This is a genomic window from Pseudomonas rossensis (genome assembly GCF_039888995.1).
Taxonomy (GTDB): Bacteria; Pseudomonadota; Gammaproteobacteria; order Pseudomonadales; family Pseudomonadaceae; genus Aquipseudomonas; species Aquipseudomonas rossensis.
The window spans coordinates 1-23,489 of the sequence record NZ_JBBWCB010000030.1 but is presented as its reverse complement, the minus strand read 5'-3'; the positions used below and the strand labels follow the sequence as shown (position 1 = coordinate 23,489).

Annotated in this window: 29 protein-coding genes; 18 read left to right on the top strand and 11 right to left on the bottom strand. The window is 59.2% G+C overall.

Annotated elements, in window-relative coordinates; genetic code table 11:
- Positions 1–5 precede the first annotated feature (5 nt).
- Both WLY71_RS10835 and tldD read left to right on the top strand, forming a co-directional pair.
- On the top strand, positions 6–854 hold the full coding sequence (locus WLY71_RS10835) for a carbon-nitrogen hydrolase family protein (protein WP_347803538.1): 849 nt from the start codon (positions 6–8) through the stop codon (positions 852–854).
- 18 nt (positions 855–872) lie between these two features.
- A complete protein-coding gene (gene tldD / locus WLY71_RS10830; protein ID WP_347803537.1) occupies positions 873–2,315 on the top strand; it encodes a metalloprotease TldD in 1,443 nt (480 codons plus the stop codon).
- Positions 2,316–2,431: 116 nt separating this feature from the next.
- Here tldD and yjgA read toward each other — a convergent pair whose 3' ends face one another.
- Positions 2,432–2,956, bottom strand: a complete 525-nt coding sequence (yjgA, locus tag WLY71_RS10825; protein WP_347803536.1) for a ribosome biogenesis factor YjgA — start codon at positions 2,954–2,956, stop codon at positions 2,432–2,434.
- 108 nt (positions 2,957–3,064) lie between these two features.
- On the opposite strand from yjgA, the gene pmbA reads away from it, so the two are divergent.
- From pmbA to WLY71_RS10795, 6 genes are all read left to right on the top strand, one after another.
- Positions 3,065–4,411 carry a metalloprotease PmbA gene (pmbA, locus tag WLY71_RS10820; RefSeq protein WP_134422008.1) on the top strand — a complete coding sequence of 449 codons (1,347 nt, stop codon included), beginning with the start codon at positions 3,065–3,067 and terminating at the stop codon, positions 4,409–4,411.
- Positions 4,412–4,546: 135 nt separating this feature from the next.
- Positions 4,547–4,942 (top strand): FagA protein, encoded by a 396-nt coding sequence (locus tag WLY71_RS10815; protein ID WP_347803535.1) that lies wholly within the window; start codon positions 4,547–4,549, stop codon positions 4,940–4,942.
- Positions 4,943–5,194: 252 nt separating this feature from the next.
- Positions 5,195–6,577: a class II fumarate hydratase gene (locus WLY71_RS10810; protein WP_347803534.1), complete on the top strand. Its 1,383-nt coding sequence runs from the start codon at positions 5,195–5,197 to the stop codon at positions 6,575–6,577.
- A gap of 27 nt (positions 6,578–6,604) precedes the next feature.
- The gene (locus tag WLY71_RS10805; RefSeq protein WP_008148865.1) at positions 6,605–7,033 is read left to right on the top strand and encodes a DUF2753 family protein; all 429 of its coding nucleotides are present in this window, start codon (positions 6,605–6,607) and stop codon (positions 7,031–7,033) included.
- Position 7,034: 1 nt separating this feature from the next.
- Positions 7,035–7,646: a superoxide dismutase gene (locus WLY71_RS10800; RefSeq protein ID WP_347803533.1), complete on the top strand. Its 612-nt coding sequence runs from the start codon at positions 7,035–7,037 to the stop codon at positions 7,644–7,646.
- Between the two features lie 30 nt (positions 7,647–7,676).
- Complete coding sequence (locus WLY71_RS10795; RefSeq protein ID WP_347803532.1) at positions 7,677–8,570, top strand: ZIP family metal transporter; 894 nt, start codon at positions 7,677–7,679, stop codon at positions 8,568–8,570.
- A 159-nt stretch (positions 8,571–8,729) separates the two neighbouring features.
- Here WLY71_RS10795 and WLY71_RS10790 read toward each other — a convergent pair whose 3' ends face one another.
- The 10 genes from WLY71_RS10790 to WLY71_RS10745 form a co-directional block, all read right to left on the bottom strand.
- Positions 8,730–9,005 (bottom strand): HPr family phosphocarrier protein, encoded by a 276-nt coding sequence (locus WLY71_RS10790; RefSeq protein WP_347803531.1) that lies wholly within the window; start codon positions 9,003–9,005, stop codon positions 8,730–8,732.
- A 15-nt stretch (positions 9,006–9,020) separates the two neighbouring features.
- Positions 9,021–9,878, bottom strand: a complete 858-nt coding sequence (gene rapZ / locus WLY71_RS10785) for an RNase adapter RapZ (protein ID WP_347803530.1) — start codon at positions 9,876–9,878, stop codon at positions 9,021–9,023.
- A gap of 2 nt (positions 9,879–9,880) precedes the next feature.
- Positions 9,881–10,345, bottom strand: coding sequence for a PTS IIA-like nitrogen regulatory protein PtsN (gene ptsN, locus WLY71_RS10780; RefSeq protein ID WP_347803529.1), 465 nt, complete (start codon positions 10,343–10,345; stop codon positions 9,881–9,883).
- 12 nt (positions 10,346–10,357) lie between these two features.
- On the bottom strand, positions 10,358–10,666 hold the full coding sequence (gene hpf, locus WLY71_RS10775; protein WP_007941242.1) for a ribosome hibernation-promoting factor, HPF/YfiA family: 309 nt from the start codon (positions 10,664–10,666) through the stop codon (positions 10,358–10,360).
- A gap of 74 nt (positions 10,667–10,740) precedes the next feature.
- Positions 10,741–12,234 (bottom strand): RNA polymerase factor sigma-54, encoded by a 1,494-nt coding sequence (locus tag WLY71_RS10770; RefSeq protein WP_347803528.1) that lies wholly within the window; start codon positions 12,232–12,234, stop codon positions 10,741–10,743.
- 184 nt (positions 12,235–12,418) lie between these two features.
- Positions 12,419–13,144 (bottom strand): LPS export ABC transporter ATP-binding protein, encoded by a 726-nt coding sequence (lptB, locus tag WLY71_RS10765; RefSeq protein ID WP_347803527.1) that lies wholly within the window; start codon positions 13,142–13,144, stop codon positions 12,419–12,421.
- Positions 13,144–13,692, bottom strand: a complete 549-nt coding sequence (gene lptA, locus WLY71_RS10760) for a lipopolysaccharide transport periplasmic protein LptA (protein ID WP_283182962.1) — start codon at positions 13,690–13,692, stop codon at positions 13,144–13,146. The genes lptB and lptA overlap by 1 nt, the downstream gene beginning before the upstream one ends.
- Positions 13,679–14,251 (bottom strand): LPS export ABC transporter periplasmic protein LptC, encoded by a 573-nt coding sequence (lptC, locus tag WLY71_RS10755; protein ID WP_150658803.1) that lies wholly within the window; start codon positions 14,249–14,251, stop codon positions 13,679–13,681. Before lptC ends, lptA begins: the two co-directional genes overlap by 14 nt.
- A gap of 7 nt (positions 14,252–14,258) precedes the next feature.
- The gene (locus tag WLY71_RS10750) at positions 14,259–14,783 is read right to left on the bottom strand and encodes a KdsC family phosphatase (RefSeq protein ID WP_033057989.1); all 525 of its coding nucleotides are present in this window, start codon (positions 14,781–14,783) and stop codon (positions 14,259–14,261) included.
- Positions 14,783–15,757 carry a KpsF/GutQ family sugar-phosphate isomerase gene (locus WLY71_RS10745; RefSeq protein ID WP_008150750.1) on the bottom strand — a complete coding sequence of 325 codons (975 nt, stop codon included), beginning with the start codon at positions 15,755–15,757 and terminating at the stop codon, positions 14,783–14,785. Before WLY71_RS10745 ends, WLY71_RS10750 begins: the two co-directional genes overlap by 1 nt.
- Positions 15,758–16,033: 276 nt before the next feature.
- On the opposite strand from WLY71_RS10745, the gene WLY71_RS10740 reads away from it, so the two are divergent.
- The 10 genes from WLY71_RS10740 to WLY71_RS10695 form a co-directional block, all read left to right on the top strand.
- The gene (locus tag WLY71_RS10740) at positions 16,034–16,843 is read left to right on the top strand and encodes an ATP-binding cassette domain-containing protein (RefSeq protein ID WP_008150748.1); all 810 of its coding nucleotides are present in this window, start codon (positions 16,034–16,036) and stop codon (positions 16,841–16,843) included.
- Positions 16,843–17,640, top strand: a complete 798-nt coding sequence (mlaE, locus tag WLY71_RS10735; RefSeq protein ID WP_347803526.1) for a lipid asymmetry maintenance ABC transporter permease subunit MlaE — start codon at positions 16,843–16,845, stop codon at positions 17,638–17,640. The genes WLY71_RS10740 and mlaE overlap by 1 nt, the downstream gene beginning before the upstream one ends.
- Positions 17,640–18,107, top strand: coding sequence for an outer membrane lipid asymmetry maintenance protein MlaD (gene mlaD, locus WLY71_RS10730; RefSeq protein ID WP_131061201.1), 468 nt, complete (start codon positions 17,640–17,642; stop codon positions 18,105–18,107). Before mlaE ends, mlaD begins: the two co-directional genes overlap by 1 nt.
- 11 nt (positions 18,108–18,118) lie before the next feature.
- Positions 18,119–18,775, top strand: a complete 657-nt coding sequence (locus WLY71_RS10725) for an MlaC/ttg2D family ABC transporter substrate-binding protein (protein ID WP_347803525.1) — start codon at positions 18,119–18,121, stop codon at positions 18,773–18,775.
- Positions 18,772–19,077 carry an STAS domain-containing protein gene (locus WLY71_RS10720; RefSeq protein ID WP_347803524.1) on the top strand — a complete coding sequence of 102 codons (306 nt, stop codon included), beginning with the start codon at positions 18,772–18,774 and terminating at the stop codon, positions 19,075–19,077. Before WLY71_RS10725 ends, WLY71_RS10720 begins: the two co-directional genes overlap by 4 nt.
- Positions 19,078–19,190: 113 nt before the next feature.
- A complete protein-coding gene (locus WLY71_RS10715; RefSeq protein ID WP_007912386.1) occupies positions 19,191–19,430 on the top strand; it encodes a BolA family protein in 240 nt (79 codons plus the stop codon).
- Positions 19,431–19,452: 22 nt separating this feature from the next.
- Positions 19,453–20,718 (top strand): UDP-N-acetylglucosamine 1-carboxyvinyltransferase, encoded by a 1,266-nt coding sequence (gene murA, locus WLY71_RS10710; protein WP_046045865.1) that lies wholly within the window; start codon positions 19,453–19,455, stop codon positions 20,716–20,718.
- Positions 20,719–20,861: 143 nt separating this feature from the next.
- Positions 20,862–21,497, top strand: coding sequence for an ATP phosphoribosyltransferase (hisG, locus tag WLY71_RS10705; RefSeq protein ID WP_007901570.1), 636 nt, complete (start codon positions 20,862–20,864; stop codon positions 21,495–21,497).
- Positions 21,498–21,623: 126 nt separating this feature from the next.
- Positions 21,624–22,961 carry a histidinol dehydrogenase gene (gene hisD / locus WLY71_RS10700; RefSeq protein ID WP_347803523.1) on the top strand — a complete coding sequence of 446 codons (1,338 nt, stop codon included), beginning with the start codon at positions 21,624–21,626 and terminating at the stop codon, positions 22,959–22,961.
- A gap of 2 nt (positions 22,962–22,963) precedes the next feature.
- Positions 22,964–23,489: pyridoxal phosphate-dependent aminotransferase (locus tag WLY71_RS10695; RefSeq protein WP_347803522.1), on the top strand; the 526-nt coding region annotated here is incomplete at its 3' end.

Genomic DNA, 23,489 nt, shown 5'->3' with positions numbered 1-23,489 from the left:
AGGCCATGTCTTTTGCGGTGATTCAAATGGTCAGCCAGAGCGATGTACTGGTCAATCTGGCCCAGGCCCGTCGGCTGCTCGAACAAGCGGCAGCCGGTGGCGCGCAGTTGGCTGTGCTTCCGGAAAACTTCGCCGCCATGGGCCGTCGCGACACTGCCGACATCGGCCGCGCCGAGGCGTTGGGCGAAGGCCCGATCCTGCCATGGTTGAAACAGACCGCCCGCGACCTCAAGTTATGGATAGTGGCCGGCACGTTGCCGTTGCCGCCGGTGGATCAGCCGACGGCCAAAGTGCATGCCTGCTCGCTGCTGGTGGATGAGCACGGCGAAACCGTTGCACGGTATGACAAGTTGCACCTTTTCGACGTCGATGTGGCGGACAATCGCGGGCGTTATCGCGAATCCGATGACTATGCTTATGGCAGTGGGGTAGTCGTGGCGGACACGCCTGTCGGTCGAGTCGGGCTGACAGTGTGTTACGACCTGCGCTTCCCGGAGCTGTACAGCGAATTACGCGCTGCCGGTGCGGAGTTGATTACCGCGCCGTCGGCCTTTACCGCGGTGACCGGCGCGGCGCATTGGGAGGTGTTGATTCGCGCGCGGGCCATCGAAACTCAATGTTATGTGCTCGCGGCTGCCCAGGGTGGGACGCATCCGGGGCCGCGAGAAACCTTTGGCCATGCCGCGATTATCGACCCGTGGGGACGTGTGCTGGCGCAAAAGGATCAAGGCGAGGCCGTGCTGCTGGCCGAACGCGATAGCAGCGAACAGGCGTCCATCAGGGCGCGGATGCCGGTGTCCAGTCACCGGCGATTTTTCTCGCAGGGCGCTCAGCGACCTGCCTCAGAACGATGAATTTAAGGCGTAAAGCATATGAGCGAGTTGTTGTCCTCAGTCAGTGAACACCTCCTGGCGCCCGGCGGCGTAACAATCGAGAGCCTGCAAGGTGTGCTCGGCGATCTGGCCGGCCCGGGCATCGATGCCGCCGATCTGTATTTCCAGGGGCAGATTTCCGAGTCCTGGGCGCTGGAAGACGGGATCGTCAAGGAAGGCAGCTTCAATCTCGACCAAGGTGTCGGTGTGCGAGCGCAATCGGGTGAGAAAACCGGTTTTGCCTACAGCAATGCCATTACCCTCGAAGCCCTTGGCGCCGCGGCCCGTGCGGCGCGTTCGATCTCCCGCGCCGGTCAGAACGGCACGGTGCAAGCGTTCACGACTCAGGATGTCGCCCAGTTGTACGGGCCGGACAACCCGTTGGAAGTGATGACCCGTGCCGAGAAGGTCGAACTGCTCAAGCGTATCGACGTCGCGACTCGCGCCCTCGACCCGCGTATCCAACAAGTCACCGTGAGCATGGCCGGCGTCTGGGAGCGAATCCTCGTGGCTTCCACTGACGGTGGCCTGGCTGCCGATGTACGGCCGTTGGTGCGCTTTAACGTCAGTGTGATCGTCGAGCAGAACGGTCGCCGTGAGCGCGGCGGTCATGGCGGTGGCGGTCGTACCGATTACCGTTATTTCCTCAGCGATGACCGCGCCATGAGCTACGCCCGTGAAGCGTTGCGTCAGGCTCTGGTCAACCTCGAAGCCATCCCTGCGCCGGCCGGTACGTTGCCGGTGGTGCTGGGTTCGGGCTGGTCGGGTGTGTTGCTGCACGAAGCGGTCGGCCACGGCCTGGAAGGCGACTTCAACCGCAAGGGCAGTTCGGCCTACAGCGGGCGCATGGGCGAAATGGTAGCGTCCAAACTATGCACCATCGTCGATGACGGCACGCTGGCCGGTCGTCGCGGCTCCCTGAGCGTCGATGATGAAGGCACCCCGACCGAGTGCACGACACTGATCGAAAACGGCGTACTCAAAGGCTATATGCAGGACAAGCTCAACGCCCGTCTGATGGGTGTGGCCCGTACCGGTAACGGTCGCCGTGAATCCTACGCGCACCTGCCGATGCCGCGCATGACCAACACCTACATGCTGGCTGGCGAAAGCGACCCGGCGGAAATCATCGCCTCGGTGAAGCGCGGCATCTACTGCGCCAATCTCGGCGGCGGTCAGGTGGACATCACCAGCGGCAAATTCGTGTTCTCCACCAGCGAGGCGTACCTGATCGAAGACGGCAAAATCACTGCCCCGGTCAAAGGCGCGACGTTGATCGGCAATGGCCCTGAAGCCATGAGCAAGGTGTCGATGGTCGGTAACGATCTGGCGCTGGACAGCGGCGTGGGGACGTGTGGCAAGGATGGGCAGTCGGTGCCGGTGGGTGTCGGCCAGCCAACGCTGAAAATCGATGCGATCACTGTGGGTGGCACAGGCGCATAAGGATGAAGACATCCTCTGTAGGAGCTGCCGAAGGCTGCGATCTTTTGATTTTGCTTTTAAGAAACAAGATCAAAAGATCGCAGCCTTCGGCAGCTCCTACAGTGGATTGGCGTTACTCAGCGCAAACCGCGTTGAGTCTCGTCCAGCTCACGGATGTACTTGAAGATTTTACGGCTCGATGCCGGTGGCTTATTGGTCGCCAGTTCGTGCTGGGCCTGACGGATCAGGGAGCGCAATTGCTGACGATCAGCCTCCGGGTAGTCGACCACGAACTTCTCCAGGACCGCATCGTCGCCCGCGATCAAGCGATCGCGCCAGCGTTCCAGGCCATGGAAACGTTCGTTGTACTGCCGAGTGGAGGCATCGAGTTGATCGAGCAGAGTCAGAATGGCGTCAGTGTCCTGATCGCGCATCAGTTTGCCGATGAACATAAGGTGCCGTTTACGCGCGATATTCGCGGTGTGCTTGGAGGCATCGCCCAGAGCCCGGCGCAAAGCGTCGGTCAACGGCAGTTTTGCCAGCAAGTCAGGCTTGAGCGTTGTAAGGCGCTCGCCAAGGTCAACCAGAGCATGAAGCTCGCGTTTAACCTGGGATTTGCTTTTTTCTCCCGTATCGAGGGAGTCGTCGTAAGAATCAACCATGGTGGCCGTCCGCAAAGAAACGCCGCCATGATAACCAGTCGGGGGCCGCTTGTCCGGCCCGGTCGCTCGAAGGCCCCAGCCGAAAGCAGAATTTGAGTGGAGAACAGCATGAGTGCAGTTGAAAGCGTCGGCCCACAAGCGTTGCCGGCACTGCAAGAACAAGTCGAGCAGATCATCGCTGAAGCCAAGCGCCAGGGTGCCAGTGCCTGTGAAGTGGCGGTGTCCCTGGAGCAGGGCCTGTCGACCTCGGTGCGTCAGCGTGAAGTCGAAACCGTCGAATTCAACCGCGATCAGGGCTTCGGCATCACCTTGTACGTTGGCCAGCGCAAGGGCTCGGCCAGCACGTCCGCCAGCGGTCCGGAGGCGATTCGCGAAACCGTCGCCGCCGCCCTGGCCATCGCCAAGCACACGTCTGAAGACGAAGCTTCGGGCCTGGCAGACGCCGCGCTGATGGCCAAGGATCTGCAGGATTTCGACCTGTTCCACGAATGGGACATCACCCCGGAGCAAGCCATCGAGCAGGCCCTGGCCTGTGAAGCGGCGGCGTTTGCCACCGACAGCCGGATCAAGAACGCCGATGGCACCACCCTCAGCACCCATCAGGGCTGCCGTGTCTACGGCAACAGCCACGGTTTTATCGGCGGCTACGCGTCGACCCGGCACAGCCTGAGCTGCGTGATGATCGCCGAGGCCGACGGCCAGATGCAGCGCGATTACTGGTATGACGTGAACCGTCAGGGCAATTTGCTGGCCGACCCGGTGAGCATCGGCCAGCGTGCCGCGCAACGGGCGGCGAGCCGTCTGGGCGCGCGTCCGGTGCCGACCTGCGAAGTGCCGGTGCTGTTTTCTGCGGAACTGGCCGGTGGTTTGTTCGGCAGTTTCCTCTCGGCGATTTCCGGCGGCAGTTTGTATCGCAAATCCTCGTTCCTTGAAGGTACGCTGGGGCAGAAACTGTTCCCGGAATGGCTGACCATCGATGAGCGTCCGCACTTGATGCGCGCCATGGGCAGTTCGGCGTTCGATGGTGATGGTTTGGCCACTTACGCCAAACCGTTCGTCGAGAAAGGTGAGTTGGTGTCGTACATTCTTGGCACGTACTCCGGCCGTAAACTCGGGATGCCGAGCACCGCCAACGCTGGCGGCGTGCACAACCTGTTCGTCACCCATGGCGACGAAGACCAGGCAGCCTTGCTGCGCCGCATGGGCCGCGGCCTGCTGGTAACTGAATTGATGGGCCAGGGCCTGAACATGGTCACTGGCGATTACTCCCGTGGCGCGGCGGGTTACTGGGTCGAGAATGGTGAAATCCAGTTTGCGGTCCAGGAAGTGACCATCGCCGGCAACATGCGTGACATGTTCAAGCAGATCGTTGCGGTGGGTAATGACCTGGAATTGCGCAGCAACATTCGCACAGGTTCGGTGCTGATCGAGCGGATGACGGTAGCTGGCAGCTAACGCTTACCCGTTACGCAAAAAGGCGCGCCACCCATCGTTGGGTGGTGCGCCTTTTTTGTGCGTCGATTTTCTCGGGGTTGTTTTGGTTCTCATTATCATCTAATAATAAATCTCATTACCGAATGAGCCCGGATCATGAGTTCTGCCTTGCACGAGCAGCCTTACCTCGAAAGCTGGCGCTGGATGAGTCGCCAGATCCGTTGCGCGATCGACCCTGACGAGCCTCGCCTGATCGAACATTACCTGGCCGAAGGCCGGTATCTCGCTTGTTGCACGGCTACCTCTCCCTGGACCATCGCCGAAACTTCTTTCCGCCTGTTACTCGACACCGCCGCCGATGTCGCGCTGCCCTGGCACTGGCGCACCTTTTGTCTGGACCAGGCCTGGCGGCCGTTGCGCGATCTGGAACGCCTCTCTCTGTGCAAATGCCGCCTCAAGCGCTGGCAAAGCTACACCTGGCAACTGGCGACCTGCGAGTTGCAGCCCTCGATTCCTCTCATAGAACTGGTGCAAGGATTTTCTGATGAGTAGGGTCTGTCATCAGTTATTTCCTATGCCGCGCCGGGCCTGCTGTGGTGCAGGGCAAGGCGCGAGGAGCGTGGTTTGGTCATTCCAAATAAGCTCCGAGCAACGCAGCCCTGCGCCACAGCAGGCCCGGCCCTCCGGGTTGTGTCTGAAAGCGGGCCAGACTGCGTTGCAGTCCTTGGCAAGGGAAAAACATTACCAGCGGACTGCGCCTTGCCTGGCCCGCTTTCATACACAACGCGGCATAGGAAATAACTGATGACAGACCCTCAGACACGTATTGAGCGCGACAGCATGGGCGAGCTTCAAGTGCCAGTGGACGCCCTCTACGGCGCACAGACCCAACGTGCAGTGGATAACTTCCCCATCAGCGGCAAACCGATGCCGGTGCAGTTTATCCGCGCGCTGATTCTGGCCAAGGCTGCCGCTGCCCGAGCCAACGTCGAGCTCGATCAAATCAGCGAATCCCAAGGCAAAGCCATCGTCGATGCGGCACTGGGCTTGCTCCAAAGCGACTTCATGCAGCATTTTCCGGTGGATATCTTCCAGACCGGTTCCGGCACCAGTTCGAACATGAACGCCAACGAAGTTATCGCCACCTTGGCCAGTCGCCTGCTCGGCGAGCCGGTGAACCCCAACGATCACGTCAATTGCGGCCAAAGCAGCAACGACATCATCCCGACCACCATCCACGTCAGTGCTGCGTTGGCGGTGCACGAGCAATTGTTGCCGGCGCTGGTGGGTCTGGTTCAGGTGATCGAGCGCAAGGCCGATGAGGTTCATCACCACGTCAAAACCGGCCGCACTCACTTGATGGACGCGATGCCGGTGCGCATGAGCCAGGTGCTCAGCGGTTGGGCGCAGCAGCTCAAGGCCAACATCGGTCATCTGCAGGATCTGCTGCCGAGTCTGCAATCCCTGGCTCAGGGCGGCACGGCAGTGGGCACCGGAATCAACGCTCATCCGCAATTTGCAGCGCGTTTCAGTGAGCAACTGAGCAAGCTGACCCAAATGCAATTCAAACCGGGCGAGGATCTGTTTGCGCTGATCGGCTCTCAGGACACGGCGGTCAGTGTTTCCGGTCAGCTCAAGGCCACGGCCGTTTCGCTGATGAAAATCGCCAACGACCTGCGCTGGATGAACTCCGGCCCGCTGGCCGGTCTTGGTGAAATCGAGCTCGAAGCCTTGCAGCCGGGTTCTTCGATCATGCCAGGCAAGGTCAACCCGGTGATCCCGGAAGCGACCGCCATGGTCGCCGCTCAGGTCATCGGCAATGACACGGTTATCACCATCGCCGGTCAGTCGGGCAACTTCGAGCTGAACGTGATGCTGCCGATCATCGCCCAGAACCTGCTGAGCAGCATCGAGTTGCTGACCAACTCCAGCCATCTGCTGGGTGAAAAGGCCATCGCCAGCTTCAAGGTCAACGAAGCCAGGCTCAAGGAAGCGCTGTCGCGTAACCCGATCCTGGTCACCGCACTCAACCCGATCATTGGTTACCAAAAAGCTGCGGAGATCGCCAAGAAGGCCTATCAACAGGGCCGTCCGGTGATCGATGTCGCTCTGGAGCACACCGACCTGACCCGCAGCCAGCTTGAGGTTTTGCTGGACCCGGAAAAACTCACCGCAGGCGGCGTGTAATCACCGCAACCGCTTTGGAGGCTCACCATGGAGCACTGGAAACGCACGATCGAAAGGGCTAATCGCTGTTTCATGCTGGGCGAACTGGTCGATGCCCGCGAGGCTTACTTGCAGGCATTGGCGCTGGCCCAGGTGTTGTTCGAGCGCTGGGCAGATGCCGACGAGGCGGTCGCGGCCTGCGTGATTTCCCACCACAACCTGGCGGATCTGCATTTGCGTCTGAACCAGCCTGAGGAGAGCGCCGAGTACCTGTGCGCCATCCATCAGCGATTGTTGCAGACCATGCAGGACCCACGACTGGCGCCGGCCCTGCGTGAAGCAGCGTTGCGCCAGAGCAGCAAAACCTACGTCGAGCTGCTGAATTTCATCAGCGAACACGGCGAATACCCGCGCACCCACCGTTTGCTGCATATCGACGCTGCCTCACCTGCGCCTTTACATCATGGAGTTCATTGAAATGGCTTTTACCTTGCCTGCCTTGCCCTACGCCTACGACGCCCTGGAACCGCACATCGATGCGCAGACCATGGAAATCCACTACACCAAGCACCACCAGACTTACATCAACAACCTCAACGCTGCGGTGGAAGGCACCGAGTTTGCCGAGTGGCCGGTGGAGAAACTCGTGTCAGCTGTCCAGCAACTGCCGGAGAAGCTGCGCGCGGCGGTGATCAATCAGGGCGGCGGGCATGCCAACCATTCGCTGTTCTGGGAAGTGATGGCGCCCAACGGCGGCGGCAATCCTGAAGGCTCCCTGGCTGAGGCGATCGATGAGCAACTGGGCGGCCTGAGCAGTTTCAAGAAAGCCTTTACCAAAGCCGCGCTGACTCGTTTCGGCAGCGGCTGGGCGTGGCTCAGTGTGACGCCGCAAAAGACGCTGGTCGTTGAAAGCAGCGGCAATCAGGACAGTCCATTGATGAACGGCAATACGCCAATCCTCGGCCTGGATGTCTGGGAGCACGCTTATTACCTGCAGTACCAGAACCGTCGGCCGGAATACATCAACGCGTTCTACAACGTGATCAATTGGCCTGAAGTCGCTACGCGCTATCAGGCTGCACTGGTTTAAGACTTCTGCAAAAACAATCCAAGGCTGGCTATGGGCACTGAAACACTGGCGATCGGAAGTGGACGAATGTTTCGTTACGCATTCGGATCGCTATTACTGCTGGCAGGCATGACGTTATTGGTTGCCCAAGGCTTGGCATGGCTGGACCTCGAGCCGAAACTGCTGCGCGCGCTGCAAGGCGGGGCGATCTGCGCTTTGGGCACTGCCTTGGGCGCGGTGCCCGTGCTGGTGATTCGACGGATGCCCCAAACGGTCAGCGATACGCTGCTCGGCTTCGGGGCCGGGGTAATGCTCGCGGCGACAGCGTTTTCGTTGATCGTTCCGGGGATCTCTGCCGCTGAAGACCTGGGGCTGACGCCTTGGGCGGCCAGCGGACTGATCAGTTTCGGCATCATGCTGGGTGCGTTCGGGCTGTTTCTGGTGGATCGAAAGGTCTCCGGGGCCAGCCCGGAAATGTTGGTTGGCACTCTGGAACGGCCAGTGATTCCACCGCGTATCTGGTTGTTTGTGTTTGCCATCATCGCCCACAACATCCCCGAAGGCATGGCGGTTGGTGTGTCGGCGGGGGGTGGCATGCCCGACGCCGATAGCCTGGCCATGGGCATCGCCTTGCAGGATGTGCCGGAAGGTCTGGTGATCGCGCTGGTTTTGGCCGGGGCAGGGATGTCGCGGGTCAAGGCGTTCCTGATTGGTGCTGCGTCAGGTCTGGTCGAGCCGGTCTTCGCGTTGTTGTGCGCCTGGCTAGTGAGCCTGGCCGAACTGTTGTTGCCCTTGGGGTTGGCACTGGCGGCCGGGGCAATGTTGCTGGTGGTCACCCATGAAGTCATCCCCGAGTCGCGCCGCAATGGTCATGACAAGCTTGCAAGTCTTGGGTTGCTGATCGGGTTTTGCTTGATGATGGTGATGGATACGGCGTTGGCTTAACGGCTCAACACGAACTATGTAGCAGCTGCCGAAGGCTGCGTTCGGCTGCGAAGCAGTCGTAAAATTGGGCTCCGCAGTATGTCAGGCAGACCGCGTGAGCAGGGTTTACGACTGCTGCGCAGCCGAACGCAGGCTTCGCCAGCTGCTACAGGGCGAGTGTTATTCGCCTTCGCCGAAGTAGTCGTTGATCAAATCCACCAATGCCTGCAGCGCCTCATCAGCTTGTTCACCTTCGGTGCTCAGGTGGATTTTGGTGCCCTTGCCCGCAGCGAGCATCATCATTGCCATGATGCTTTTTCCGTCGACCGTGGATTCCGGCGTGCGTCCTACTCTGATCGTGCAATCCTTGAACTCACCGGCGACGCCAACGAATTTTGCAGAAGCGCGGGCATGCAGGCCCAGCTTGTTGATGATTTCAATTTCCAGAGCAGGCATCGCGGTGTGAATCCTTTAGCTGAGGTCGCGGTGGCGAACCTGGACGTTCTTCAGAGATTTTTGCAGGGCTTGGCCCAGACGTTCGGTCAGGTAGACGGAGCGGTGATGGCCGCCGGTGCAGCCAATGGCAATGGTGACATAAGCGCGGTTGCTGGCGGCAAAGCGGGGTAGCCACTTGAACAAGTAGGTGGAGATGTCCTGGAACATCTCTTCGACGTCCGGCTGTGCCGCCAGGTACTCGACAACCGGTTGGTCGAGCCCGGATTGATCGCGCAACTCTGGCTTCCAGTAAGGGTTCGGCAGGCAGCGCACGTCGAATACCAGATCAGCGTCCACCGGCATGCCACGCTTGAAGCCGAAAGACTCCACCAGGAACGCCGTACCGGGTTCCGGCTGGTTCAGCAGGCGCAGCTTGATGGTATCTCGCAGCTGATACAGGTTCAGGTTGGTGGTGTTTACTTTGAGATCGGCGAGGTCGGCAATCGGCCCGAGCAGGGCGGTCTCATCGTTGATGGCCTCGGCCAGCGAGCGATTGGCATTGCTCAGCGGGTGACGACGGCGGGTTTCCGAGAAACGTTTGAGCAAGGTTTCTTCGTCGGCGTCCAGATAAAGCACATCACACTGGATATGCCGGCTGCGCACTTCTTCCAGCAGTTCGGGAAACCGCGACAAGTGACTCGGCAAGTTACGCGCATCGATCGATACGGCAACCAGCGGTTGCGCCAGTTCGGTGTGGATCAACGCGCGTTCGGCCAGTTCCGGCAGCAGGCCGGCGGGCAGGTTGTCGATGCAGTAGTAGCCGTTGTCCTCGAGAACATCGAGTGCGGTACTTTTACCTGAGCCGGAGCGGCCACTGACGATGATCAAGCGCATGATTAATGACCGTTTTGCTCGTCCAGGACAACCTGATACAAGGCTTCATTGCTCGGGGCGCTGCGCAGTTTTTCGCGCACTTCCTTGCGATCGAGCATGCTGGCGATCTGGCGCAGTAACTCCAGGTGCGCATCGGTAGCCGCCTCAGGGACCAGCAGAACGAACAGCAGGTCAACCGGGGCGCCGTCGATGGCGTCGAAATCAATGGGTGCGTCAAGGTGCATCAATGCACTGATGGGCGAGGTGCAACCCTTCAGGCGGCAGTGTGGGATGGCGATGCCGTTGCCAAAACCGGTGGAACCGAGTTTTTCACGGGCAATCAAAGCCTCGAAGACATCTTGCATCTCCAGATCCGGCACTTCCCGGGCGATCAGGTTGGCAATTTGCTCGAGGGCTTTCTTTTTACTGCCGCCCGGCACGTTCACGAGAGAACGGCCGGGGGTCAGGATGCTTTCAAGTCGGATCATGGGTTGGGAGTGTTAACGACCGGTCGCGCCCTGGAGGAGGCTTTGGGTCTTTTCCTTATGCTTTTTGAGTTGTTTATCCAGCTTGTCGGTCAGTGCGTCGATCGCCGCGTACATATCGGTATGCTCCGCGTTTGCGACCACTTCATTGCCGGGAATATGCAGCGTGGCTTCGATTTTCTGCTTGAGCTTTTCGACCGTCATCGTGACCTGCACGTTGGTGATCTTGTCGAAATGCCTCTCTAATCGTTCGAGTTTTTCGCCGATGTAGGTGCGAAGAGGTTCGGTCACTTCCAGTTGGTGTCCACTGATGTTGACTTGCATACAGCTTCTCCTTCGTTGCCAGTGCATAAAGCGGCAGGCAGAAATGCCTGCCACTGGAACGCTGTGGCGTGGCTCTACATCAACCGCTTGCGTTCGCTCGAAGGCGCGATCCCGAGGGATTCGCGGTACTTGGCGACGGTGCGGCGAGCCACCTGAATGCCTTGTGCCTCCAGTAAACCAGCGATCTTGCTGTCACTCAACGGCTTTTTCTGATTTTCCGCGGCAACCAGTTTTTTGATGATCGCGCGGATCGCCGTGGACGAGCATTCACCGCCCTCTGAGGTGCTGACGTGGCTGGAGAAAAAGTATTTCAGTTCATATATGCCCCGTGGGGTATGCATGAATTTCTGCGTAGTCACCCGTGAAATCGTCGACTCGTGCATGCCCACCGCTTCGGCGATGTCATGCAGGACCAGCGGTTTCATGGCTTCGTCGCCGTATTCAAGAAAGCCGCGCTGATGCTCGACGATTTGAGTGGCGACTTTCATCAGGGTTTCGTTGCGGCTTTGCAGGCTCTTGATGAACCAGCGGGCCTCTTGCAACTGATTGCGCATGAAGGTGTTGTCGGCACTGGTGTCGGCGCGGCGCACGAAACCGGCGTATTGAGCGTTGACCCGCAGTCGTGGCACGGATTCCTGGTTCAGTTCCACCAGCCAGCGCTCGTTGTCCTTGCGTACGATCACGTCGGGAACGACGTATTCGGCTTCGCTGGACTCGATTTGCGAGCCTGGGCGCGGGTTGAGGCTCTGCACCAGTTCAATCACTTGGCGCAGTTCGTCTTCCTTGAGCTTCATGCGACGCATCAGCTGGCTGTAATCGCGGCTGCCGAGCAGGTCGATGTAATCGGTGACCAGGCGTTTGGCCTCGACCAGCCAAGGCGTCTTGGCGGGCAACTGGCGCAATTGCAGCAGCAGGCATTCGCCCAGGTTGCGGGCGCCGATGCCAGCGGGTTCGAATTGCTGGATGCGGTGCAGGACGGCTTCGATTTCGTCCAGTTCGATGTCCAGTTCCGGGTCGAAGGCTTCGAGAATCTCCTCGAGGGTTTCGTCCAGGTAGCCCTGATTGTTGATGCAGTCGATCAGGGTCACGGCGATCAGGCGATCGGTGTCGGACATCGGGGCCAGGTTCAGTTGCCACAACAAGTGGCTTTGCAGGCTTTCGCCGGCCGATGTACGGGTGGTGAAATCCCACTCGTCGTCATCGTTGCTCGGCAGGCTGCTGGCGCTGGTCTGGTAGACGTCTTCCCACGCGGTGTCGACGGGCAGTTCGTTGGGAATGCGCTCGTTCCAATCGCCTTCCTCGAGGTTGTCCACCGTCGGGGCGGTTTCCTGGTAGGAGGGTTCCGAAACATCGGCGTTGGGTGGCTGTTCGGCTTTGTCGGCCAAGGGGTCGGCGTTATCGAAGTCGTCGCCTTCTTCCTGGCGTTCGAGCATCGGATTGGACTCCAGGGCCTCCTGGATTTCCTGTTGCAGGTCCAGGGTCGACAATTGGAGCAGGCGGATGGCCTGTTGCAGCTGCGGTGTCATCGTCAGCTGCTGGCCCATTCTCAAGACTAGCGATGGTTTCATGGCAGGGGCTTAACACCTTATTCGCCGGCGCACATGCGCCATCCACTACAGGGCGCCGGAGCGCCAAACATAAGCAAATTATATGCCCGAAACTGCAGCGTTTGCCTAGAGCGCTGTAACAATAAAAAAATGTTGATTTTTTATCGAGACAAGCGCCCGAGCAACCAGCCAGACACCTCAGTGCTTACAGGCGGAACTCATGGCCCAGATACACTTCCTTGACCAGGTCGTTGGCCAGGATGGTGGCAGAGTCACCTTCGGCGATCAGCTGACCATCGTTGACGATGTAGGCGGTTTCGCAGATATCCAGGGTTTCACGGACGTTGTGGTCAGTGATCAGCACCCCAATGCCCTTGGCCTTGAGGTGATAGATGATCTGCTTGATGTCGCCCACCGAAATCGGGTCCACGCCTGCGAACGGTTCGTCGAGCAGGATGAATTTCGGGTTGGTGGCCAGTGCTCGGGCGATTTCCACACGGCGGCGTTCACCACCGGACAGGCTCATCCCGAGGTTGTCGCGGATGTGGCTGATGTGGAATTCCTGCAGCAGGCTTTCCAGCTCTTTGCGACGACCGACCTTGTCAAGTTCCTTGCGGGTCTCGAGGATCGCCATGATGTTGTCGGCTACCGAGAGTTTGCGGAAGATCGATGCTTCTTGCGGAAGATAGCCGATACCGGCCTTCGCACGACCGTGCATAGGCTGGTGGCTGACATCCAGGTCGTCGATCAGTACGCGGCCCTGATCGGCCTGTACCAGGCCGACAATCATGTAAAAGCAGGTGGTCTTGCCGGCGCCGTTGGGACCCAGCAGGCCGACGATCTGACCGCTGTCGATCGACAGGCTGACGTCACGCACGACCTGGCGGCTCTTGTAGCTCTTGGCCAGATGCTGAGCTTTCAGAGTTGCCATTACTGGGCCTTTTGCTCGTCGGTTTTCTTCTTCGGCTGGATCACCATGTCGATGCGCGGACGCGACTCGGTGACCTTGTTGCCCGTCGCGCGACCGGCGCTCGCAAGCTTTTTGACCGTGTCGTAGACGATTTTCTCGCCTTGGGTGACGTTATTGTCTTTGTCGATGACTTTGGCACGATCGATCAATACGACGCGGTTTTGCGAGGCGTGGTACTGGATGGTCACTCCGTAGCCCTGAACCGGCTTGGTGTCGCCAGCCGTCTGCATCTGCTCGAAGTAGGCCAGATTGCCCACCGAAGTCACCACGTCGATGTCGCCGGCCGGGGTGCGGGTGATGGTTACAGTATTGCCTTTAACAATCATCGAGCCCTGGGTAATGATCACGTCACCTTTATAGGTGGCAATACCATTCTTGTCGTCCAGTTGGGCATCGTCGGCCTGGATGCGGATAGGCTGCTCTTGATCGTTCGGCAGAGCCCAGGCGCTCACGCTTCCCAGTGCTGCGCTCAGACCGAGCAAAATAGGGAGGGTTTTAACGAGCCTCATACTGTCCTCTTACGTTAGATAGCAGGTGTATCCTGCTTTCTTTCAAATACGCTTTCATTCCCTTGCCAGTCGACACACCACCAGCGCCGTCGATTCTAACGGGTTGCTCGGTCTGCGCATATTGCTGCTGCGGGAACACTGTCATGCGGGTGGTGGTAATCAGGGTCTTGCGGTTTTTCTCGTCGAAGCGCGTGATGCGCACCGAGTCAATCAGTTCGACCTGAGTGCCGTCGGGATTCACTTCGCCGTGCTCGCTCTGGACGTGCCACGGGAACTCGGTGCCGCGGAACATGTTCAGGTCGGGATTGGTCAACAGCGTCACTTCGGTGGCTTTCAGGTGTTCAACCTTGTCGGACGTCATTTCGTATTGCAGTTTGCCGTCCGGCAGGTACTGCACGCTGTGGGCGTTGATCGCGTAATAGTCGATCGCGGTTTCATCGATCTTTGCCACCGGCTGATCGAGGAAGCGTTCCGGGCTGATGTTCCAGTAGCCGACCGCCGCGAATATCGCTGCGATGCAACCGAACACCAGGAATTTGCGAATCTTTTTGCTCAGCATAGTTGGCTCACAGGTACGCGGCGTTGGCCGCATCTAGGCGGCCCTGCGCGCGCAGGATCAATTCGCAGAATTCGCGAGCGGCACCCTCGCCACCGCGGGCCTGGGTGATGCCGTGGGCGTGTTCACGGACGAAACTGGCAGCGTTTGCCACCGCCATACCCAGGCCGACGCGGCGAATCACTGGCAGGTCCGGCAGGTCGTCGCCGAGATAGGCGACTTGCTCATAGCTTAGGTTGAGTTGGGCAAGAAGCTCGTCGAGCACCACCAGTTTGTCTTCGCGCCCCTGGTACACGTGTGGAATACCGAGGTTCTTCGCTCGTCGCTCGACTACCGGGGTCTTGCGGCCGCTGATGATAGCGGTCTGCACACCGGCTGCCATCAACATCTTGATGCCTTGGCCGTCGAGGGTGTTGAACGTCTTGAATTCGCTGCCGTCTTCGAGGAAGTACAGGCGTCCGTCGGTCAGTACGCCATCGACGTCAAAAACCGCCAGTTTGATGTTCTTGCCGCGTTGCAACAGGTCGGTGCTCATCACATTACTCCTGCACGCAGCAGATCGGACAGGTTGAAGGCGCCGATCGGACGGTCCTCCTTGTCCACCACTACCAGCGCGTTGATTCGATGGTCTTCCATGATTTTCAGGGCTTCGGCTGCCAGCATATCGGCCCGGGCGGTCTTGCCGTGAACAGTCATGACCTCGTCGATGGTCGTATGGTGGATGTCGATGGTCCGGTCAAGGGTGCGGCGCAAGTCGCCGTCGGTGAAGATCCCGGCCAGTTTGCCGTCGGCCTCCACAATCGCGGTCATGCCCAGGCCCTTGCGGGTCATTTCCATCAAGGCGTCCTTGAGTAGCGTGCCACGTTGCACTTGGGGCAGTTCTGCGCCGGCGTGCATGACGGTTTCCACTTTCAGCAGCAGGCGTCGGCCAAGTGCGCCGCCGGGGTGGGAAAAAGCGAAATCTTCAGCGGTAAAACCGCGTGCTTCCAGCAGCGCAACGGCCAGGGCGTCGCCCATGACCAGCGCGGCAGTGGTCGACGAGGTCGGTGCCAGGTTGAGCGGACAGGCTTCGTGCTCGACGTGCACGTTGAGGTTGACCTCGGCAGCCTTCGCCAGCGGTGAATCAGGGTTGCCGGTCATGCTGATCAATTGAATGCCCAGGCGTTTGATCAGCGGCAGCAGGGTGACGATTTCATTGGTAGAGCCGGAGTTCGACAGCGCCAGGATGATGTCGTCGCGGGTGATCATGCCCATATCGCCGTGGCTGGCTTCGGCCGGGTGCACGAAAAAGGCCGTGGTGCCGGTGCTGGCCAGGGTGGCGGCGATCTTGTTGCCGATGTGCCCCGATTTGCCCATGCCGACCACAACCACGCGCCCTTTGCTGGCCAGAATCATCTCGCAAGCGCGTACGAAATCTGCGTCGATACGGGGCAACAAGCCTTGTACGGCTTCCAGTTCGAGGCGGATGGTGCGTTGTGCTGATTGAATCAGGTCGCTGGATTGGCTCATGTCAGAAATCGTATAGCCTGATGAAAAGGCGGCGATTATAACGGTAATGATCGAAACCCTCACGCAAGTTCGTCGCGCTTTGTCATTCCATGTTACCGAATACCCCTAAATAGAAGCTTTTACCCCGTCATGTTCCTCAACATGGCCCGGCTTGGGCCTTGGGCGCTTGGCCTTTGCAGTGATATAGTTCGCCGCCAGTTCGGCCTGCCCGGGAGGTATGTGCTTTCGCCAGAAAGTCAGGCGTCCGAGTGAGAGGCTGCATCGCAAGGAGTTTAGATGAGTGCCGATAAAGCCTACGCGGTCGAGCTGAAGGGACTGACCTTCAAGCGCGGAACGCGCAGCATTTTCAATAACGTCGATATACGTATCCCGCGCGGCAAGGTCACCGGCATCATGGGGCCTTCCGGGTGTGGCAAGACTACGCTGTTGCGGCTGATGGGCGCACAGTTGCGGCCCACCAAAGGCGAAGTCTGGGTCAATGGACAGAACCTGCCGAAACTGTCGCGCAGTGATCTGTTCGATGCGCGAAAGCACATGGGCGTGCTGTTTCAGAGTGGTGCACTGTTCACCGATCTCGATGTGTTCGAGAACGTCGCCTTTCCGCTGCGCGTTCATACCGAACTGCCGGAAGAGATGATCCGGGACATTGTCCTGCTCAAATTGCAGGCCGTGGGCTTGCGTGGCGCCATCGACCTGATGCCTGACGAGTTGTCCGGCGGCATGAAACGTCGTGTCGCTCTGGCCCGGGCGATTGCCCTCGATCCGCAAATCCTCATGTATGACGAGCCCTTTGTCGGCCAGGACCCCATCGCCATGGGCGTACTGGTGCGCCTGATTCGCCTGCTCAACGATGCGCTGGGCATCACCAGTATCGTGGTCTCCCACGACCTGGCCGAGACCGCGAGCATCGCCGATTACATCTATGTCGTCGGCGAAGGCCAGGTGTTGGGGCAGGGCACTCCCGAGGAGTTGATGAACTCGCAGGAGCCACGCATCCGTCAATTCATGACAGGCGAGCCTGACGGTCCGGTCGCCTATCACTTTCCAGCGACGGATTACCGCGCAGATCTTCTGGGGCAGCGTTGATGCGCAAGATTTCACTAATAGAACGGGTTCGCCGGTTCGGCCACTCTGGCATTGACGTGCTGGGGGTGTTCGGCCGTTCGGCGATATTCCTGTTTCATGCCTTGCTTGGCCGTGGCGGCATTGGCGGCGGTTTTGGCTTGCTGATCAAGCAACTGCATTCGGTGGGCGTAATGTCCCTGGTGATCATCGTGGTCTCCGGGGTATTCATCGGCATGGTGCTGGCGCTGCAAGGCTTTAATATTCTATCCAGCTACGGTTCGGAGCAGGCGGTCGGCCAGATGGTTGCCCTGACGCTGTTGCGCGAACTGGGGCCCGTGGTCACGGCGTTGTTATTCGCCGGGCGCGCCGGTTCGGCATTGACTGCCGAAATCGGCAACATGAAGTCCACCGAGCAGTTGTCCAGTCTGGAAATGATTGGTGTTGACCCGCTCAAGTACATCATTGCCCCCCGCCTGTGGGCCGGCTTCATTTCCCTTCCTGTGCTGGCGATAATCTTCAGCGTGGTGGGCATCTGGGGTGGTTCATGGGTGGCCGTCGACTGGCTGGGCGTCTATGAAGGTTCCTACTGGTCGAATATGCAGAACAGCGTGACCTTTGCTGACGATGTGCTCAACGGCATCATCAAAAGCATTGTTTTCGCCTTTGTCGTGACCTGGATCGCCGTATTCCAAGGCTATGACTGCGAGCCCACTTCCGAGGGGATCAGTCGTGCCACTACCAAGACCGTGGTGTATGCCTCTTTGGCCGTACTCGGCCTGGACTTTATTCTGACCGCCTTGATGTTTGGAGATTTCTGATGCAAAACCGCACCCTGGAAATCGGTGTCGGCCTTTTCTTGCTGGCTGGCATCCTGGCTTTGCTGTTGCTGGCGTTGCGGGTGAGTGGCCTGTCCCCGAGCGCAACCACCGATACTTATAAAACTTACGCGTATTTCGACAATATCGCCGGTTTGACTGTCAGAGCTAAAGTGACCATGGCCGGTGTGACCATCGGCAAGGTCACGGCGATCGATCTGGACCGCGACAGTTTCACCGGTCGAGTGACCATGCAGCTGGAAAAGCGCGTAGATAACCTGCCGACTGACTCCACTGCATCTATCCTGACCGCTGGTCTGTTGGGCGAGAAGTACATCGGTATCAGCGTGGGCGGGGAAGAAACCTTGCTCAAGGATGGTTCAACCATCCACGACACGCAGTCGTCGTTGGTGCTTGAGGACCTGATCGGTAAATTTCTGCTCAATACCGTAAGCAAAGACGCCAAATGAGGAGCTTTTGAATGATCTCTACCTTGCGACGTGGCCTGTTGGTATTACTCGCAGCCCTGCCGTTGGTGGCTAACGCCGTGGCGGCGCCTTCGGCGCACGATCTGGTACAGGACACCACGACCCGGTTGCTGGCGGATCTTGCCGCCAACAAAGAAAAGTACAAACAAGATCCGCAAGATTTTTATACCGCGCTGAACACCATCGTCGGGCCTGTGGTGGATGCCGAAGGCATTTCCAAAAGCATCATGACGGTCAAGTATTCACGCAAAGCCACGCCTGCGCAGATGAAGACCTTTGAAGAAAATTTCAAAAAGGGTCTGTTCCAGTTTTATGGCAACGCTTTGCTCGAGTACAACAATCAGGGGATCGTCGTCGACCCTGCCAAGGATGAGTCGGGAGACCGTACAAGCGTTGCCATGACGGTCAAGGGTGCCAACGGTGCGATCTTTCCTGTGTCTTACACACTCGAAAAGATCAGTGGCGAGTGGAAACTGCGTAACGTAATCATCAACGGCATTAACATCGGCAAGTTGTTCCGTGATCAGTTCGCTGATGCGATGCAGCGCAATGGTAACGACCTGGACAAGACCATCAATGGTTGGGCCGGGGAAGTCGCCAAAGCCAAGGAAACCAGCCAGAAGCAAACCACTGAGACGCAAGCTCAATGAGTGTGTCGGCCATTCGCATGAGCGAATCCGGCGAGCTGGCGCTTAGCGGCATGCTGGATTACCGCACCGGCCCTGGCTTGCGCAAGCAGGGGCAGGCGCTGATCAACTCCAGCAAGGCCGCTGCACTGGTGGTCGATTGCTCGGCAGTGTTGAAATCCAGCAGTGTCGGCTTGTCGCTGCTGCTGTGCTTCATGCGTGATGCAGAGGCGGCCGGCAAGGCGCTGAGCATCCGCGGGATGCCAGAAGACATGCGCGAAATCGCTCAGGTCAGCGAATTGACCGAGCTGTTGGCGCATCCCTAACCGCATCTATGAAGAAGCCCCCCGTCAGAGTCCTGCTTCGCGGGGTTCGCAGGCGCGGGGCTTTTTTGTATGATGTCCGACCCGCGCGCACAGGGCGCCGATTGAGGTTGAGCATGCAGGCCGTAGAAGTGAAGAGCTTCCTTGAAGGAAAGCTGCCAGGAACCCTAGTAGAAGTCGAGGGCGAAGGCTGCAACTTTCAGCTGAACGTGATTAGCGATGAACTGGCGGCGTTGAGCCCGGTGAAGCGTCAGCAGCAGATCTATGCCCATTTGAACCCATGGATCACCGATGGCAGCATCCATGCGGTCACTATGAAATTTTTCAGCAGCGCGGCCTGGGCCGAGCGCACCTGAGCCCAAGGGCGTCGAGATTCTTATGGATAAATTGATAATTACCGGTGGCGTTCGTCTTGATGGCGAAATCCGCATCTCCGGGGCAAAGAACTCTGCCCTGCCGATCCTGGCTGCAACCTTGCTGTGCGATGGCCCGGTGACTGTTGCCAACCTGCCGCACCTGCACGACATCACCACCATGATCGAGCTGTTCGGTCGTATGGGCATCGAGCCGGTGATCGACGAGAAACTCAGCGTCGAAATCGACCCGCGCACCATCAAGACCCTGATCGCTCCGTACGAACTGGTGAAAACCATGCGTGCGTCGATCCTGGTGCTGGGCCCGATGGTTGCGCGTTTTGGTGAAGCCGAAGTCGCACTGCCTGGCGGTTGCGCCATTGGTTCGCGTCCGGTTGACCTGCACATTCGTGGCCTCGAAGCCATGGGTGCGGTCATCGACGTCGAAGGCGGCTACATCAAGGCCAAGGCGCCTGAAGGTGGCCTGCGCGGTGCGCACTTCTTCTTCGACACCGTCAGTGTGACCGGTACCGAAAACATCATGATGGCGGCCGCTCTGGCCAAGGGCCGCAGCGTTCTGGCAAACGCCGCTCGCGAGCCTGAAGTCATCGACCTGGCGAACTTCCTGATCGCCATGGGCGCCAAGATCACTGGCGCCGGCACTGACACCATCACCATCGATGGCGTCGAGCGTCTGCACCCGACCACTTACAAAGTGATGCCTGACCGTATCGAGACCGGCACTTACCTGGTCGCAGCTGCTGTGACCGGCGGTCGTGTGAAGGTCAAGGACACCGATCCGACCATCCTCGAAGCCGTTCTTGAGAAACTCAAGGAATCGGGTGCCGAAATCACCTGCGGCGAAGACTGGATCGAGCTGAACATGCACGGCAAGCGGCCAAAAGCCGTTAACGTGCGCACCGCTCCGTACCCGGCATTCCCGACCGACATGCAAGCGCAGTTCATCTCCCTCAACGCCATTGCCGAAGGCACTGGTGCTGTGATCGAGACGATCTTCGAAAACCGCTTCATGCACGTTTACGAACTGCACCGCATGGGCGCCAAGATCCAGGTCGAAGGCAACACTGCCATCGTCACCGGTACCGAAAAGCTCAAGGGCGCGCCAGTCATGGCCACCGACCTGCGTGCTTCGGCCAGCCTGGTGATCTCGGCGTTGATCGCTGAGGGTGACACCCTGATCGACCGCATCTACCACATCGACCGTGGTTACGAGTGCATCGAAGAGAAACTGCAGATGCTCGGCGCCAAGATCCGCCGCGTACCGGGCTAGTTTCTGTTGCATGGGCACAGGGACGTGCCCGTTGGTTTCGTTTCAAGTCGAGGGTGTCTTTTCATTATTGAGAAAGCCCTCGAAGTGTGTCCGGCGCCATTTGCGACCGGGCATCAGTAGCCTGATAAGGACTGACGTTTCCCATGTTGACCATCGCACTGTCCAAGGGCCGCATCCTTGACGACACCCTGCCGCTTCTGGCTGAAGCGGGCATCGTGCCGACCGAGAATCCGGACAAGAGCCGCAAGCTGATCATCCCCACGACTCAGGCTGATGTACGTCTGCTGATCGTGCGCGCCACCGATGTGCCGACTTACGTCGAACATGGTGCCGCTGACCTGGGCGTCGCCGGTAAAGATGTGCTGATGGAATATGGCGGCCAGGGTTTGTACGAGCCGTTGGACCTGCGAATTGCCCTCTGCAAGCTGATGACCGCCGGCCGTGTCGGCGATGTCGAGCCCAAGGGCCGCCTGCGTGTGGCGACCAAGTTCGTCAACGTTGCCAAGCGCTACTACGCCGAACAGGGCCGTCAGGTCGACATCATCAAGCTCTATGGCTCGATGGAACTGGCGCCGCTGATCGGTCTGGCAGACAAGATCATAGACGTGGTCGACACCGGCAACACCCTGCGCGCCAATGGCCTGGAACCCCAGGATTTCATTGCCGACATCAGCTCCCGGCTGATCGTCAACAAAGCTTCGATGAAAATGCAGCACGCCCGTATCCAGGCGTTGATCGACACCCTGCGCAAGGCAGTGGAGTCTCGACACCGCGGCTGACTCACCCGCGCGGCCATAAACCGCGCCCGTCTATCCGCCTCATAGCCAGAATTCTCAGGTGCCCAAGCGGAAACGACTGCTAAGTTAGGGCGCCTGAGTTTTTGCCAATTCTATGAGGCTCTCGCTATGACCGCACCGACTGCAATTCGCCGACTCAACGCTGCTGACCCGGATTTCGCACATCATCTGGATCATCTGCTGAGCTGGGAAAGTGTGTCTGACGACTCGGTCAATCAGCGGGTGCTGGACATCATCAAGGCCGTGCGCGAGCGTGGCGATGCGGCGCTGGTGGAATTCACCCAGAAGTTCGACGGCCTGCAGGTCGCGTCCATGGCGGAACTGATCCTGCCTCGTGAGCGCCTGGAACTGGCCCTGACCCGAATCACCGTGCCTCAGCGTGAAGCGCTGGAAAAAGCCGCGTCCCGAGTACGCAGCTACCACGAGAAACAGAAACAGGATTCCTGGAGCTACACCGAAGCCGACGGCACCGTGCTGGGCCAGAAAGTTACGCCGCTGGATCGCGCCGGCCTGTATGTACCGGGCGGCAAGGCGTCTTATCCGTCCTCGGTACTGATGAACGCGATTCCGGCCAAGGTGGCCGGTGTGACCGAAGTGGTCATGGTGGTGCCGACGCCTCGTGGCGAAATCAACGAGCTGGTGCTGGCCGCAGCCTGCATCGCCGGCGTCGACCGCGTGTTCACCATTGGCGGCGCTCAAGCGGTCGCCGCGCTGGCTTACGGCACCGAAAGTGTGCCGAAGGTCGACAAGGTGGTCGGTCCGGGCAACATCTATGTCGCCACCGCCAAGCGCCACGTGTTCGGCCAGGTCGGCATCGACATGATCGCCGGCCCATCCGAAATCCTCGTGGTCTGCGACGGCCTGACTGATCCGGACTGGATCGCCATGGACCTGTTCTCCCAGGCTGAGCACGACGAAGATGCCCAGGCGATTCTGGTCAGCCCGGACGCCGAGTTCCTCGACAAGGTCGCCGCCAGCATTGCCAAACTGCTGCCGACCATGGAACGCGCCGAGATCATCGAAACGTCGATCAATGGCCGTGGTGCGCTGATCAAGGTCCGCGACATGGACCAAGCCATCGAAGTGGCCAACCGCATCGCGCCGGAACACCTTGAGTTGTCCGTCGCTGATCCGCAGGCCTGGCTGCCGAAGATTCGCCACGCTGGCGCGATCTTCATGGGCCGTCACACCTCCGAAGCCTTGGGCGACTACTGCGCAGGTCCCAACCACGTGTTGCCAACCTCCGGCACCGCGCGTTTCTCCTCGCCGCTGGGTGTGTACGACTTCCAGAAGCGTTCGTCGATCATCTTCTGCTCCGAGCAGGGTGCGTCGGAACTGGGCAAAACTGCTTCCGTGCTGGCCCGTGGCGAGTCGCTGACCGCTCACGCGCGGAGTGCCGAATACCGCATCCTTGACGAAGACTTTTCACAAGGGCAGGGGAACTGAACATGAGTAAATTCTGGAGCCCGTTCGTCAAGAATCTGGTGCCTTATGTACCGGGCGAGCAGCCGAAACTGGCGAAGCTGGTGAAGCTCAACACCAACGAAAACCCGTACGGTCCATCGCCAAAAGCCTTGGCGGCGATGCAGACCGAACTGAACGACAATTTGCGTCTGTACCCGGACCCGAACAGTGATGTGCTCAAGCAAGCAGTCGCCAAGTACTACGGCGTGCAGAGCAATCAGGTGTTTCTCGGCAACGGTTCCGATGAAGTCCTGGCGCACATCTTTCACGGTTTGCTGCAACACGATCTGCCGCTGCTGTTCCCGGACATCAGCTACAGCTTCTATCCGGTTTACTGCGGGTTGTACGGCATCGCCTTCGACGCGGTGCCGCTGGACGAGCAGTTCCAGATCAACCCGGCAGACTACGCCAAGCCGAACGGCGGGATCATCTTCCCGAATCCGAACGCACCGACGGGCTGCCTTTTGGCGCTGGATGCCGTGGAGCAAATCCTCAAGGCCAGCCCGAATT

Coding starts and splice junctions, on each gene's coding strand:
- WLY71_RS10835 (WP_347803538.1), top strand. CDS start 6: ATGTCTTTTGCGGTGATTCAAATGGTCAGCCAGAGCGATGTACTGGTC.
- tldD (WP_347803537.1), top strand. CDS start 873: ATGAGCGAGTTGTTGTCCTCAGTCAGTGAACACCTCCTGGCGCCCGGC.
- yjgA (WP_347803536.1), bottom strand. CDS start 2,956: ATGGTTGATTCTTACGACGACTCCCTCGATACGGGAGAAAAAAGCAAA.
- pmbA (WP_134422008.1), top strand. CDS start 3,065: ATGAGTGCAGTTGAAAGCGTCGGCCCACAAGCGTTGCCGGCACTGCAA.
- WLY71_RS10815 (WP_347803535.1), top strand. CDS start 4,547: ATGAGTTCTGCCTTGCACGAGCAGCCTTACCTCGAAAGCTGGCGCTGG.
- WLY71_RS10810 (WP_347803534.1), top strand. CDS start 5,195: ATGACAGACCCTCAGACACGTATTGAGCGCGACAGCATGGGCGAGCTT.
- WLY71_RS10805 (WP_008148865.1), top strand. CDS start 6,605: ATGGAGCACTGGAAACGCACGATCGAAAGGGCTAATCGCTGTTTCATG.
- WLY71_RS10800 (WP_347803533.1), top strand. CDS start 7,035: ATGGCTTTTACCTTGCCTGCCTTGCCCTACGCCTACGACGCCCTGGAA.
- WLY71_RS10795 (WP_347803532.1), top strand. CDS start 7,677: ATGGGCACTGAAACACTGGCGATCGGAAGTGGACGAATGTTTCGTTAC.
- WLY71_RS10790 (WP_347803531.1), bottom strand. CDS start 9,005: ATGCCTGCTCTGGAAATTGAAATCATCAACAAGCTGGGCCTGCATGCC.
- rapZ (WP_347803530.1), bottom strand. CDS start 9,878: ATGCGCTTGATCATCGTCAGTGGCCGCTCCGGCTCAGGTAAAAGTACC.
- ptsN (WP_347803529.1), bottom strand. CDS start 10,345: ATGATCCGACTTGAAAGCATCCTGACCCCCGGCCGTTCTCTCGTGAAC.
- hpf (WP_007941242.1), bottom strand. CDS start 10,666: ATGCAAGTCAACATCAGTGGACACCAACTGGAAGTGACCGAACCTCTT.
- WLY71_RS10770 (WP_347803528.1), bottom strand. CDS start 12,234: ATGAAACCATCGCTAGTCTTGAGAATGGGCCAGCAGCTGACGATGACA.
- lptB (WP_347803527.1), bottom strand. CDS start 13,144: ATGGCAACTCTGAAAGCTCAGCATCTGGCCAAGAGCTACAAGAGCCGC.
- lptA (WP_283182962.1), bottom strand. CDS start 13,692: ATGAGGCTCGTTAAAACCCTCCCTATTTTGCTCGGTCTGAGCGCAGCA.
- lptC (WP_150658803.1), bottom strand. CDS start 14,251: ATGCTGAGCAAAAAGATTCGCAAATTCCTGGTGTTCGGTTGCATCGCA.
- WLY71_RS10750 (WP_033057989.1), bottom strand. CDS start 14,783: ATGAGCACCGACCTGTTGCAACGCGGCAAGAACATCAAACTGGCGGTT.
- WLY71_RS10745 (WP_008150750.1), bottom strand. CDS start 15,757: ATGAGCCAATCCAGCGACCTGATTCAATCAGCACAACGCACCATCCGC.
- WLY71_RS10740 (WP_008150748.1), top strand. CDS start 16,034: ATGAGTGCCGATAAAGCCTACGCGGTCGAGCTGAAGGGACTGACCTTC.
- mlaE (WP_347803526.1), top strand. CDS start 16,843: ATGCGCAAGATTTCACTAATAGAACGGGTTCGCCGGTTCGGCCACTCT.
- mlaD (WP_131061201.1), top strand. CDS start 17,640: ATGCAAAACCGCACCCTGGAAATCGGTGTCGGCCTTTTCTTGCTGGCT.
- WLY71_RS10725 (WP_347803525.1), top strand. CDS start 18,119: ATGATCTCTACCTTGCGACGTGGCCTGTTGGTATTACTCGCAGCCCTG.
- WLY71_RS10720 (WP_347803524.1), top strand. CDS start 18,772: ATGAGTGTGTCGGCCATTCGCATGAGCGAATCCGGCGAGCTGGCGCTT.
- WLY71_RS10715 (WP_007912386.1), top strand. CDS start 19,191: ATGCAGGCCGTAGAAGTGAAGAGCTTCCTTGAAGGAAAGCTGCCAGGA.
- murA (WP_046045865.1), top strand. CDS start 19,453: ATGGATAAATTGATAATTACCGGTGGCGTTCGTCTTGATGGCGAAATC.
- hisG (WP_007901570.1), top strand. CDS start 20,862: ATGTTGACCATCGCACTGTCCAAGGGCCGCATCCTTGACGACACCCTG.
- hisD (WP_347803523.1), top strand. CDS start 21,624: ATGACCGCACCGACTGCAATTCGCCGACTCAACGCTGCTGACCCGGAT.